Source organism: Pseudonocardia charpentierae (assembly GCF_031845345.1).
Lineage (GTDB): Bacteria > Actinomycetota > Actinomycetes > Mycobacteriales > Pseudonocardiaceae > Pseudonocardia > Pseudonocardia charpentierae.
Genome location: NZ_JAVREJ010000057.1, coordinates 1 through 12,420, shown reverse-complemented (window position 1 = coordinate 12,420; position 12,420 = coordinate 1). Strand labels below are relative to the sequence as shown.

Sequence of the window (12,420 nt, the reverse complement as noted above, 5' to 3'; positions counted from 1 at the left end):
AGCGCGTCGAGGACTTCGAGCAGGGCAGACTGGTCCAGGGCCATCGCGTGGCACCTCTCTACGTGTTCCTTGGCGGGTTCACGCAGAGCCTCACGCGGTGGCCTCTCCTACGTGCTCAGGCACGCCGTCGAGGCCCCGGACCTACACCACCAGCGGGGACGCGACCCGTGAGATCGCCAGGCGACGCCGAGCGGAGGAGCAGGAATTGCGGGGTCGCCTCATCGGCAACGGTCAGCGGCCGGTGAGCGACGGAGATGCACTGAACCGGCAGGCGGACAAGTCCGCAGGACTCGTGGCCGAGGCGGAGGCGGTAGCCGGCTGGCTGGCGGAGAGCGATCGAATGCTGCGAGACATCTGAGAACACCTCCGCGAGCTCCCGGTAGTACGGAGCTCTCGCGTCGTCGGGTCACAGCGCCGGCGGAGCTTCTGAGAGCACATGGCCCGCGGTCGCGCACGATCCACAGCCAGCCAACCCCACGAATTACCCCACGCTTATGTCGGATTACCGCTGCGCACCGCTGCGGCTCCTGACCACCGATGGCGCTGTCAACCTGCCGCAACACAGGATGGGTGATTGCCGTTGAACCCGCCTGAGCAGTGGACGTCAGATCCGTCAGGTTATGGGTTCGGGCCCGTCGCCCACCGCTTCATCAGGCAGAATGCAGCGTGAAGTCGACATCCGGCCTCGACGCCGACTCCGCGACCGGGGCAGCAGCCGGTCGACGGTCTGGGCGTCGCGTGGTGGGAGGTGCTCACGATCTGCCTCGGTCAACCAGGGCGGCGGGTGCGGGAGTCACGGCCTGGAGTGCTGCGGCCGACGCGATCGTGATGGCTGGCTGGGCTCGTGAGCCTGTCCACGAGCTGCTGTGGTAGCGGTGCCGACTCATCCCGCGTCGGCCACCGCGACCACGTCGCTCGACGGACTCGCCGACGCAACGGGAATGGCCGCCGCCGGACGATCCGAGAGCGGCCATTCAGCAGGTCGATGCGCGAGTCTGGCGCGCTTCTACCTGAAGAAGACGTAGTCCGCCTTGTAGGGGACCTCCTTCACCTTGTTCTCCGTCTGCGCCTTGCACTCGGCGGCGGGAGGCTGAGTCCCACCCTGGGTGTTGATCCGCTGGATGAACGTCGTGCCGGTCAGCAGGTCGCCCACATCATTCGAGTCACCAGCGGCTTCGACGGGGACAAGCAGCCAGGGGATATCGCGGGCAGGTGCGGAGCTGGGCACGCTCTTGAGCTCTCTGCTCGTGTCGCGGATGACGGAGCTGCTGTCGACCTCGGCCGTCCACGTGGGGCCTATCGAATGCTTGATGGGCTGGCCGTTGTCGCCTACCAGATCGGCCCGCGGCTCGCGGAACACCCACTCGAAGGTATTGGGGGTCTTGCTGGTGATCTTGGTGCACTGGTAGATCTGCACGCCCTTGGCCTGAGCAACCAGGAACGCTTTCCCGCTCGTCGGCAGAAGGTCCTTCGGGACGGGCTGCGGGGCAGGCGCGGCCATGGCCACCTGCGTCATGGACAAGACCGCGGTGGCCACGGCGAGGCCTAACCCCACGGCGCGGCAGAGACGGGTAAGTCGAGTCATTCCAACATCAACTCCGAGAGCAGAACGTACGGGGAGCATTCACGCAGACGGACATGGACCGGGCTGCGCGGTTGAGAAGTATTGGGCCGTAGGTCGCTGCCGGGTGCGCCAGTCGCGGTCAATGGACTACTGCGCGCGATAAACGGTGTTTGACTGAGGCGAATGGCGGCAATCGCTTGATACCGACCGGACACTGGTCGACCGGATAGCGCGACGAGTGTGCGTGTGTTGACGACGAGCGTGGTCGACCCACGCGGACCACATGATCCTCAGACCGGTCAGTGCTGCATGGCCGCTCCTTGCTTTTGATCGATCTCAGACCCGCCCGCCTGCCAACTGCAGTTCGATACCTGGAGCAAGAAGCGCATGACCGCCGAAGGATCGACGACCTAAGGAACGTGGACCCTCGACCGTACGAACTACCGGATCACCGCAGTCGGGTACGAGATCGAGTTGCTGAGCTCACCAGCTCAGCCGACGTGCTCGACACGATCTGCCAAGTCGCGGCGAAAGCTTGGTCGGCCGCAACGTCGTCGCTGGGCTGGTCTGGGCGCTGATTGACGTACTCTGCCCGAGGCTCACCTGTGCTCGCACGGCAAGGATGCGCCGGTCACGCCGCAATGGATCGGCGAGCGCGTCCGCCTACCGCCGAGTCAGGGAAGGCCGACCTGCTCGACGGCCCCGATGATGCGCTGGCGATGGCGATCCCAGCCAACGTCGCCGATCATGTGGCTGAGCTGCCGAGGGACCCGTGATGAGCCTGCCGATGAGGCCGCCGAAACCCGAGCCGGCCCTCATACGTCCACACCAGACTGAGAGCGAACCGCGGTCCACGAGTTGGTCCACGAACTGCAGCGCACTCATACCACACCTACACAGCCGGTCACCCGCTGTGCATCTGAGCGCGCAGTATTCGGTCCATGAGCGCGCAGCATCCCGACTATGGATCAGGGAATTAGGGTCGAATCCCTTCCGGCGCACACGCAGAGCCGGGTTTGGCTGTCGTCAGGATGACGACGACGGGGTGCTCGACGGCATCTCGACCTGGAGCGTGTCGACCTCCTTGCGGCAGGGGCGCCGGCGGCGGTGGCACGGCTCGGCGCCCTACACTCGCGCGGTGTTCTTCGTCTTCGGCCTTGGCACGAAACAGCAGCACCTCGGCCCGGGGGAGACCCGAACCTGCCCGCGTTGCCACAACACCACGCAGCAGACGCGGATCCGGGAGTTCAGGCAGTTCACCGTGTTCTTCGTCCCGGTCGCGCGGTGGAAACGTCGGCTGTTCGAGGCCTGCAGCGTCTGCGGTACCGCCGTCGAGGTCTGACCCGAATCGCGAGTGGCCGCTGAGCCGGCCTTCGAGCTCGTCGGCTCGGACCGGGTCGTCGAGGTTCGGGTAGCGGGCGACGAGGTCGTGTGCTTCGTCGGGTTCACCGCGAGCGGATTCGCGCGGCCAACGGCAGAACCTGAGTCCCGCTACCACCGGTATGCGGCGAAGACCCAGACCACTCAGGGCCGTGATGATCCGCGCGCTGGCGGACCCGGGTGCGGTTCGTCTTCGCCGACGGCGGCTTCGCCGGCCGACTGCTCGACTGGGCCCAGACGATCCTGGCGACCACGCTGCACATCGTGCGCAAACCCGTCGGCCAGCGCGGGTTCGCCGTGATCCCTCGCCGGTGGGCAGTCGAACGCACCTTCGCCTGGCTCACCGCGCACCGCCGCCTGGCGCGGGACTACGAACCCGTCCCGGGCCGTATCCGAAGCGATGATCCGCTGGGCTGCGATCAGACCATCACCCGACGCATCGCCCGCGGTGGTCCCGCCACTCGGCAACAACGGCGCTCATTCCCGACCATCAGTTGATCTTCTCAAACGCGCTCTCAGGGATCCGTCTCAGTTGCGCCGTGACCGGAGGGCTTGGTGTCCCCGCCACACCGCAAGCCCCAGCCCGGCCATACCAGCGAGGTCGCTGCCGGTGAGCCCGCGTCCGGGGGCTACGACGACGAGGATCAGGCCTTCGACTGGCGCGTCGACCAGCAGCCAGGCCACCGACACGACGGCCAGGGCCACGGCACCGAGGAGTCCCGTCTCAGCGCTGACTCCTGCGAGGAATACCAGGACGACGAGCACGACGGCTGGCGCGAGCAGGAAGACGTCGACGAGCACCTGAAGAGCACCTCTCTGCTCGGCCGCGCATTGGCCACTGTTACCTCTGCTCACGGGCCTGGTGGTGGTGGCGGCGGGCGGGAGAGTTGGCCGCGAGCATGGGAGTTGCTCGGTTGGCTACACGCTGCCGTTAGGGGCCGATGTGCTCAGGAGTCCGGGGACACGTGCAGGGGAGGCGGGCGACGTGTAGCAGCGGGCCCGGGCCGACTCCTGCAGAGGGTTAACGGCGCCCAACATCGGGTCGAGGTACAACCCGTGACCGCCGTAGCCCCCCATCGACGGTCACTGGCGACGCCGCCACGCCACCCCCCAGCGCGTGGCGGCGCCGTCCCACCAGGTGGAACGGCGGCGGGATCGAGAAGGGGTTGACCTCGCCGCCGCCGGTGATCTCGCACGCTGGAGCCACGCCGTTATGCCTCCGGTCGACCGAACGGCGTATTGGGTCCAGGTTGCGCCGGACGCCCGTACCGCATTGGGCGGTATGGCCCCGCCTGCCGCGTCAGCCCGGGACCCCCTCATGGCCTTCCGTGCGTCTCGCATCACCACCATCGCTGTGGTCAGCAGTTCCACGAGTCGGTGGTCGGTCCGCCGTGTACCCAGGGCGCTGACCTCGTTCAGCTTCGCTGCCTCTCGCTCGGCGACCGTCCGGTTGGCCTCCATCGCAGCGTCCGCGTGCCCGGACGATTGGGGGTCGTCCACATCGCGGCAGATCCACCTGTCGATCCACCAGAACCAGACGCAGCCCGGCTCCGAGGCCCGGCTCTGGCTCTGCGCCGCCGGGTCGGCCGACGCAACGCCCGATCCTGCGAGGAGGATCCGCGGCGACGGCGGCGACGAGCGGCCGACGCGAGAGAAGCATGGGCTATCGCGCCTCCCCGTGTCGCATGTCGATGAACTGCGGCAGTGGCCGCCACGATGACAGCCCGCCACACGGGTTGTGGGGGAATCGGCGACATTGCTCCGGTTGGCCGACGTCAGCTCCCGCGTCACTCGTAGCAGCACCGTGCCCGCGGCGTAGGAGTAGTCGGTGTTTAGCAGGGGCAGACCCTACGTGTTTCGGGAGTGCGCACCATTTGGCTCGTTACGTGCGTGTCGCATGCCAACTCCCACCGGTACGCATCTGGAGTATTGCTTTCATGTGACCGCGCTGGAAGAATTGCGCTCGTGGCCGGTACTCAGCAACCCAACGGGCAATCGCAACCGACTCCACCTGCGATTGATGACCAGAGTGGCCAAACGGACCAAAAGGCCAGCAATAAGAAGTTTCTTCTTAAGGTAGGCGCATGGGTGGCTGGGATCGTTGCGGCCGTAAGTGGCACTGTTCTCGCTGGCATGTTTAACCATTTCACTGGTCTTACTACACCTCCTCCCGTCGCCTCCACGCCTCCCGTCACCGCTACGGCGACACCAACGCGCGAAGGGCCGAGCGTAAGAGTCAACGCGGCCGACGTTGTACGGGTGGAGTCCCAGGGTGAACAATATGTATTTGCGCACCCATTGACGTGGTCGCAGGAGCAAGTCGATGAGATCAACTCTGCCCAGAAAGTCGGGATTAACGAGCTCGACAAGATTATGCGCTCCCTAGGCGGCGTCGACCCTACCACGCAACACATCAGCCTCGTCCTCCAAGGCAACGCGATTACCGAGGTTCAGATCACGAACATTGCGGTAATCAAGGACAAGTGTACGGCTCCGCTTGCCGGCGGCTTTTACAACTCCCCTCCCGCTGGGGGTGCGACCGCAATCGACATCGAGTTCGACCTCGACGAACCGATCGCGGTTGCGAAATCTCCTAGCGAGGCCGGTGTCGATGCTGAATACTTCAGGGGGCATGTAGTGTCTCTGAAGCCCGATGAACAAGTGCCGTTCTTCATTAGTGTTAGGTCCTTGAAGCAGTACTGCGAATTTCGGCTTCAGCTGACGGTCGTTGATCAGTCTGGAACTAGCACGCAGATCATTGACAATCACGGGGAGAGCTTCGCAGTGTCGGCGACGCTTTACGACCCGTCGGGCGCACCCCCATACCAGGCATACGAGACCCTCTACGTCGCCGGAGTCGCGAGCGAAGGCGGACCGATCAAGGTCGACCCCAGTAGCTATACCGGAGAGTAGGGTGAAGGTTTGCCCAGGGATCGGTTACTCCTCCCTACCTGTGAGGCTGCGGCCTCGCTGGAAGGATCAGCATCGTGTCCAAGCCGTTCCCCAAAGAGTTCCGGCCTGACGTGATCGCGGTCGCCTGACAGCAGGGCGACCAGTCGATCGCGAAGGTCGCGCAGGCTGAAACCGGGGCCGGTCGGCTCCAGCCGCCTGCTTGATGCGGGCCAGCTCGGCCAGCTTGCCATCCTGGGGTGCCTGGCTGATCACGGGCCCCCGGCCTCGGCAGGCTCGTCGACGATCTGCACGCGCAGGAGGCCCAAGGTGTCTGCGATCGTGTCGATGGTCGGGCTGTCGACACCCAGGGAGGTGAGCGTGGCAGCCAGATGGCCGACGACGCGGTCGAAGTCCGCATCCCGGATGTGCAGTCCGGCGTGCGCTCTCCGCATCGGACGACCGCGGTAGGCGGCCGGTCCGCCGATGGCCGCGGTCATGAACCTGCGTTGATGTGCCTTGACCCGGTTGACGTCGACCCCGCTGAAGTAGCCGGCGAGCTCAGGGTCGGCTAGGACCCGTTCATAAAAGTCGTCGACAGCCGCCGAAACCGTCGTAGCGCCTCCGAGCGCCGCATAGATGCTCACGGACTGACACCCCCGTGCTAGGTACGGAAATCATCGATCGACGGTGGCATCGACATGTGGCCCTCTTGCCAGAACACGGGCTGCCCGTTGTCGCCAACACGTCATCGTTCTGGTGTAGCCGCACCCGAGCCTGTGCGCCTCGGTAGCCACTACCGATTTCGCTGCGCAACGCTGCCGGTGGCCAGGGGTCAGTCCCTGTTCCCGGGGGGCGCCCAACGGGAAGCACGGGCGCTGTCGAGGAGTGCCTCGGGTCAGGAGCGGCACGGCCCTGGCCCGACCACCGCTTGTCCTGCGGTTTGGCGGATGCGCGGGTGGTCGCGCTCGGTCGAAATCCGCTCGGCCACCGCGCCGCGACGCGCGACCATCGCTTCGTGTCGAACCGCCACGACGGGGCAGTCCCCTTCCGGTGGGACCTGCTGGCTCCCGACCGGCTGGGATCGATGCTGCCCGAGGGCGGCGAGGTCGACCTGTGGTTCCTGCCCGACCTGCTGGAGGCCGCCGGCAAGGTCCTGGCCCGCAGCGGTGGCGGCGACCTCGTCTTCGTCGGCCGCTCCCTCGACTCCATGCATGACCTGCTCGGTGCCGCTCTGGGCTGGGCCGGGGCGGCGCAGGCGGTGCTTCGGCTGCCGTTCTCCTTCCGGCGCGACCGGGTCCGGACGGCATCCGGGCGCTGGGTTCTGCCCGATTTGACCCCCGCTCAGCGGGCGGTCGCCCGCCGCGTGCTGACTGATGTGGGAGTCACGCCGGAGTCGTTGGGGCGGCGTCGGCAGCCCTGCACGTTCGTCGACGTCGTCCATGCGGGCACGACGTTCACCGAGCTGTTCGGCCTACTGCGGGAGTGGGTCGCCGAATCCCGGGGGGCGTGGCCGGTGATCCGGCGCAAGCTGCGCTTCGTGGGCGTCACCCGGCGCGGCCCGACCACCCCGCATGCGTTCCGCTGGCAGCAGGAGGCTTCGTGGACGAGGACCCTGCCCGCCGCGTCGGTCGTCAACGTCTCGGTCGACCCGTCGGTCTGGTCCTACTTCGGCGACGACCAGGCCAAGCTGACCGACTCGTTCAGTCCGGCGCACTGGTTGGCCCCGGGCAGCATCCCCGCCCGGAACGAGTCCACCCGCCGGGCGCTGGCCGAGGCCGTCGCCGTCGTCGCCCACGGCCGTAGCAGCCGGGGCCGCCGAGCGATCGCCCACGCGGCACGCCACGAGCCCACCCTGTCCGAGCCCTGGCTGCGCACCCTCGTCGGGCAGCTGAACCGCTGAGGTGACACCCGCGGGTGTCCCGACAGTTGTGCCCTAACTTGATCGACCTCCGGCACAGGCGAACCTTCTCGCCCGGTCTCGAATGCTCATCATCGGGCGCTGTTTGTCATCGCGGTGGTCAGACGGCCACGCCGCGGCCCGCGCTGCCTCCGGTGGCCGGTGGCGTGGACGGTGGTCGACGAGCTGCGCGCTGATGGTGCCCAGGTGAACCTGGTCACCTGCCCGGAGCTACCGGCGCAGCTCAGTGCCACCCGCCGCTGCACGCTGGTCTCCGACTTCGGCGTCTTCGGCGTCACCGTCTGGGTCAGCCGGGTGCTTGGCACCGACGCCGAGTTCGACATCACCGTCGACCGACGCCCCAGCGGAGATTGATCGTCGTGATCGGTCAGCGGCAGTTCGATCTGGTCGCGCGACAGGTCACAGGTGGTGGCAGCGAGCCGTGCTGGTCGTCTCCGAAGCCGCATCGAGGCCGGAGTGGTGTGCCCGTGATCCGCGGCTACCTCTACACAACCACCGTTATCGGGCATCCGGACACCCGGCCAAGTCGGTGGCCGAGGCGGAGCCGTAAATGACGGCCGCGGCGACCGCTCTGGGCGTGACGCTGAGTCGGATCGTGCAGCAGGACCACACCGGCGGACTAGATGTAGCGACCCGTCAGGTTGTTGACAGCTGTTCCAGCGTGTCGGCTTGATCAGGGAGGACCTCCAGGGCGGGGTGGGTGTGTCTGACGCACTCGCCCCAACCCGGGAGGCCCTCGTGGCGCACCGTAATGCCGGTACCACCGTCTACGCCCGCCGGCTCATCGTCGAACGCCATAGGGTCGGATGGCCTGCGGCCCGGATCGCTGAACAGCTCGGTGTTTCCCGCGCCACCGTGCATAAGTGGATCCGCCGCCACCGCGAGGAAGGCCCGGCCGGGCTGGCAGACCGCTCCTCGCGACCGCACGAGGCACCGGCCCGCACCCCCGCCGCGGTCGAGGCGCGAGTCCTGGCGATGCGCGCCCAGCTGCGCCGCGGCGCGGTGTACCTGGCTGGTGAGCTCGGCCTGGTGGCCTCCACCGTCGGGCGGATCCTGCACCGCAACCAGGTACCGGCCCTCACCACCGTGGACCCGATCACCGGGCTGCCGGTGCGTCGACGCCACAGCGGCGTCCGCTACGAGCGCCGCAACCCCGGTGACCTGCTCCATGTCGATGTCAAGAAGCTCGGCCGGGTCCCCGACGGCGGGGGCTGGCGGTTGCTGGGGCGCGAGGCCACCGCGGCGCAGCGGCACAAGCCGGTCCGGATCGGCTACGACTACCTCCACGTCGCCATCGACGACCGGACCCGGCTGGTCTACCTCGAAGCGCTGCCCGACGAACGCGATCTCACCTGCGCCGGGTTCCTCTACCGCGCCGTGACCTGGTTCCGCGGCCACGGCGTCACGGTGTTGCGGGTGCTCACCGACAACGCCAAGGTCTACCGCGTTGGCCGCAACTGGCGCGCGGTCTGCGTCGGGCTCGGACTGCGGCGGCGGTTCACCAAGCCCGGCTGTCCGTGGACCAACGGGAAAGCCGAGCGGTTCAACCGGACCTTGCTCGCCGAGTTCGCCTACGCCCAGCCCTGGCTGTCCAACACCGACCGGCTCGCCGCCTTGCCCGACTGGGTCACCCACTACAACACTCGACGCGCCCACTCCGCTCTCGGCGGCCGACCCCCGATCACACGCCTCGCCGCATGACCATCAACAACGTCCCGGGTCAGTACAACTAGACGTTCCGACGAGGAGCCCATCAGCTTCACGACCATCACCACCGACGATCGCTGACCGTCGCGTCAGGGCCCCGGCACCTACCCTGTGCCTGTGCCGGGGCTCGTCCCGTGTCTCCGGTACCCGACCGTATCCACGAGAACACGACGGGTAGCTGGCAGCATCTCGACCATGTCAGCGGACACCGAAACGCTCACCCTCGCGTTCTCCATGTCGATCGACTCGCAGCCGGATGAAGTCGGAGGTGGTGGATGAGGGCGGCCACCTCGTGTCCTTCGAGATGACACGTTAAGCGCTGATCGCGGTTGTCGGCACCACCTCCTGCGGTGCGGCCGGAGACGTTGCCTGTCGGGCTTTGGTGAGGATCTCCACGCCCATGTAGCGGCGTTGCTCGGTCCATTCGTCGGTCTGCTCGGCCAGCACCGCACCGACCAGCCGGACCACCGCGGCGCGGTCGGGGAAGATCCCGACCACATCGGTGCGCCGGCGGATCTCCTTGTTCAACCGTTCCTGCGGGTTGTTCGACCAGATCTGACGCCACACCTCGCGGGGGAACACCGTGAACGCGAGCAGGTCCGCTCGGGCGGTGTCGAGGTGTTCCGCGGCGGCCGGGAACTTCTCGGCCAGGGCGTCGACGACCCGGTCGAACTGGGCGTGAACCTGGGCGGCGTCGGGCTGGTCGAAGATGGTGCGCAGCAAGGGTCAGCACCCACGGCTGCGCCGACTTTGGCACCCGGCAGGCCAGATTGCGGGCGTAATGGGTCCTGCAGCGCTGCCAGCCCGCCCCCGGCAGCGTGACCTCCACCGCGCCAACCAGACCGGGATGGGCATCAGAGATCGCCAAAGCGACCCCGGACAACCCGCGCGCCACCAGGCTGCGCAGGAACGCCAGCCAGCCGGCCCCATCCTCGCCGGAGACGACGTCGAGCCCGAGGACCTCCCGCTGCCCGTCGGCGGTGACCCCGACCGCGATCAGGGCGTGCACGATCACCGTGCGGCCGTGTTCGCGGACCTTCTGGGTCAGCGCGTCCAGCCACAGGAACGTGTACGGCCCGGCGTCCAACGGGCGGGACCGGAACGCCTCCACCTGGGCGTCGAGGCTCTTGGCCATCTCCGAGACCTGGCTTTTCGACAGCTGCGCGATGCCCAGCTGGGCGACCAGCTTCTCCACCCGCCGCGTGGACACCCCCAGCAGATACGAGGTGGCCACGACCGAGACCAACGCCTGCTCGGCCCGGCGGCGGCGCTCCAGCAACCAGTCCGGGAAGTACGAACCCGACCGCAGTTTCGGGATCGCCAGCTCGACACTGCCCACCCGGGTGTCCCAGTCCCGCAACCGGTAGCCGTTGCGCGAGTTCACCCGCTGCTCGGACCGCTCCCGGTACCCGGCGCCGCACACCGTGTCGGCCTCGGCCGCCATCAACGCCTCGGCGAACTGCTTGACCATCACCCGCAGCAGATCCGGACTCGCCACGGCGAGCCGCTCGTCCAACCAGCCCGACACATCATCCACACTGTTCGACGCGGCCATCGCGTCTCCTCCCTCGAGAACCGAAGCACTCGAAGGATCACGCGGTGGCCGTACCCATCCCCGACGCCACGCCGTTCACCAGCGACGACGTCGTACACCACGTCCTTGGACGCAGCCGTCGAGACGAGCAGCCTCGTCGTCCAGTCGAAGTAACTAAGCCGCTCGCGTCACGTCACCTCGCGCGCCGCAAAGTGGTCAACCAGGTGCTGCGGTACGTCGGTCAACGCGGCTCCAAGCATGACCACAGGCCCCCTTACGTCCTCGGTGCCCGGATGACACTCTCTGGTCCGGCCGTTTCGAGCTGCTTCCGAGTACTCGAACACGTACGAGGTCACGCGTAGGTTCACATCCATACCGTTGATCAGGCTCGAGTCGTTGATGAAGATCAGGGCGTCACTGTCGTATTGGAGCACTGTTGACAGCCCCTCCACCATCGCGCCTACCGCATCGCGGTACTCCGGAAAGCCTGCGTCGATCCAGCCGACGAGCGCCGGAGCGCTTGGGTGGACGGGGACGAGCAGGGCTCGAATCATACGTCCGCTAGCCATCGACGCCTCCTCCTTGCAGCCGCAAAGTAGAAGTCGCCTCAGCGAAAGACCCGTTACGGGTGTCGCGCAGCCGGGACGTGCTTCACCTCTGTTCGGTGCCGTACGCCGCCACACGCCGAACGGCGAGCGCGGGACAGTCGCGGCTGAGGAAGGGTGGAGCGGAGGTGATCACCTGGACGCTTGATGGACACAGAACCACCGCCTTCTATCGGCATTCGCGCCAACCGAGGGCAGTCCGACGGCGAGACCTGCCCTGCTAGTGTCCCGGTAACGAGATGGCTTTACTCGGCCGTCAGGTTACGGGATCATGGCTCGTGGCGTTGACTGTCGCTGTGGATGTGCCGCCCCGGGACCGCGAGGTGCTGGAGTCGTGGGTGCGGGCGCCGTCGGTGCGAGCTGGTCTGGCGCAGCGGGCGCGGATCGTATTGCTGGCCGCGGACGGCGTTGCGGTGAAGGACATCGTGGAGCGGGTCGGTGTCTCGAAGCCGACAGTGATCGGCTGGAAGAAGCGCTACGCCGCCGAAGGCATCGATGGGCTGGAGGACCGGCCCAAGCCGGGCCGGCGGCGGACCATCGACGAGGTCGTGGTGGTGTCGGCGACGCTCGAGCCACCGCCCGATCGGCTCGGGGTCACCCACTGGTCCTCGCGGCTACTCGGCGCCGAGCTCGGGATCTCGCACGTGTGGATCGGCAAAATCTGGAAACGGTGGGGCTTGCAGCCCTGGCGGGGAGCCTGTCACGATTCCCGTGTAAGCCACGGGTGACTAATCTGGCTAAAATATCACAGAGGAAGTCGTCCGGGGAAGAGGACGACGAGCGTATTCAGGGCTGTTTTCCAGCCGTGTGTTCCGGTTCC

Annotated in this window: 10 protein-coding genes and 2 pseudogenes; 7 read left to right on the top strand and 5 right to left on the bottom strand. The window is 67.1% G+C overall.

The window, feature by feature from the left end; genetic code table 11:
- Nucleotides 1-1,006 precede the first annotated feature (1,006 nt).
- Nucleotides 1,007-1,516: a DUF3455 domain-containing protein gene (locus tag RM445_RS31335; protein ID WP_311560489.1), complete on the bottom strand. Its 510-nt coding sequence runs from the start codon at nucleotides 1,514-1,516 to the stop codon at nucleotides 1,007-1,009.
- A 1,186-nt stretch (nucleotides 1,517-2,702) separates the two neighbouring features.
- Here RM445_RS31335 and RM445_RS31330 point away from each other — a divergent pair.
- Nucleotides 2,703-2,906 (top strand): zinc-ribbon domain-containing protein, encoded by a 204-nt coding sequence (locus RM445_RS31330; protein WP_311560488.1) that lies wholly within the window; start codon nucleotides 2,703-2,705, stop codon nucleotides 2,904-2,906.
- A gap of 221 nt (nucleotides 2,907-3,127) precedes the next feature.
- A pseudogene (locus RM445_RS31325) lies at nucleotides 3,128-3,310 on the top strand (transposase); the annotation flags it as partial.
- Between the two features lie 162 nt (nucleotides 3,311-3,472).
- On the opposite strand, the gene RM445_RS31320 reads toward RM445_RS31325, so the two are convergent.
- Nucleotides 3,473-3,745, bottom strand: coding sequence for a hypothetical protein (locus tag RM445_RS31320; protein WP_311560487.1), 273 nt, complete (start codon nucleotides 3,743-3,745; stop codon nucleotides 3,473-3,475).
- Between the two features lie 1,458 nt (nucleotides 3,746-5,203).
- Between RM445_RS31320 and RM445_RS31315 the strand changes: the two genes are divergently transcribed.
- Complete coding sequence (locus RM445_RS31315) at nucleotides 5,204-5,857, top strand: hypothetical protein (protein WP_311560486.1); 654 nt, start codon at nucleotides 5,204-5,206, stop codon at nucleotides 5,855-5,857.
- 248 nt (nucleotides 5,858-6,105) lie between these two features.
- Here the strand turns inward: RM445_RS31315 and RM445_RS31310 are convergent, their stop codons facing one another.
- Nucleotides 6,106-6,480 (bottom strand): group I truncated hemoglobin, encoded by a 375-nt coding sequence (locus RM445_RS31310; protein ID WP_311560485.1) that lies wholly within the window; start codon nucleotides 6,478-6,480, stop codon nucleotides 6,106-6,108.
- Nucleotides 6,481-6,851: 371 nt separating this feature from the next.
- Here RM445_RS31310 and RM445_RS31305 point away from each other — a divergent pair, with 371 nt between their 5' ends.
- The 3 genes from RM445_RS31305 to RM445_RS31295 all read left to right on the top strand — a co-directional run bounded on the left by RM445_RS31305 (nucleotide 6,852) and on the right by RM445_RS31295 (nucleotide 9,455).
- Nucleotides 6,852-7,736, top strand: coding sequence for a hypothetical protein (locus RM445_RS31305; protein ID WP_311560484.1), 885 nt, complete (start codon nucleotides 6,852-6,854; stop codon nucleotides 7,734-7,736).
- 159 nt (nucleotides 7,737-7,895) lie between these two features.
- Entirely contained in the window at nucleotides 7,896-8,108 is a 213-nt protein-coding gene (locus tag RM445_RS31300; protein ID WP_311560483.1) for a hypothetical protein, read from the top strand.
- 384 nt (nucleotides 8,109-8,492) lie between these two features.
- Entirely contained in the window at nucleotides 8,493-9,455 is a 963-nt protein-coding gene (locus RM445_RS31295; RefSeq protein ID WP_311560482.1) for an IS481 family transposase, read from the top strand.
- Nucleotides 9,456-9,773: 318 nt separating this feature from the next.
- Here RM445_RS31295 and RM445_RS31290 read toward each other — a convergent pair.
- A pseudogene (locus RM445_RS31290) lies at nucleotides 9,774-11,016 on the bottom strand (IS256 family transposase).
- Between the two features lie 167 nt (nucleotides 11,017-11,183).
- The gene (locus tag RM445_RS31285; RefSeq protein WP_311560481.1) at nucleotides 11,184-11,564 is read right to left on the bottom strand and encodes a hypothetical protein; all 381 of its coding nucleotides are present in this window, start codon (nucleotides 11,562-11,564) and stop codon (nucleotides 11,184-11,186) included.
- Between the two features lie 314 nt (nucleotides 11,565-11,878).
- Between RM445_RS31285 and RM445_RS31280 the strand changes: the two genes are divergently transcribed.
- A complete protein-coding gene (locus RM445_RS31280) occupies nucleotides 11,879-12,328 on the top strand; it encodes a helix-turn-helix domain-containing protein (RefSeq protein WP_311560480.1) in 450 nt (149 codons plus the stop codon).
- The last annotated feature ends 92 nt before the right edge of the window (nucleotides 12,329-12,420 follow it).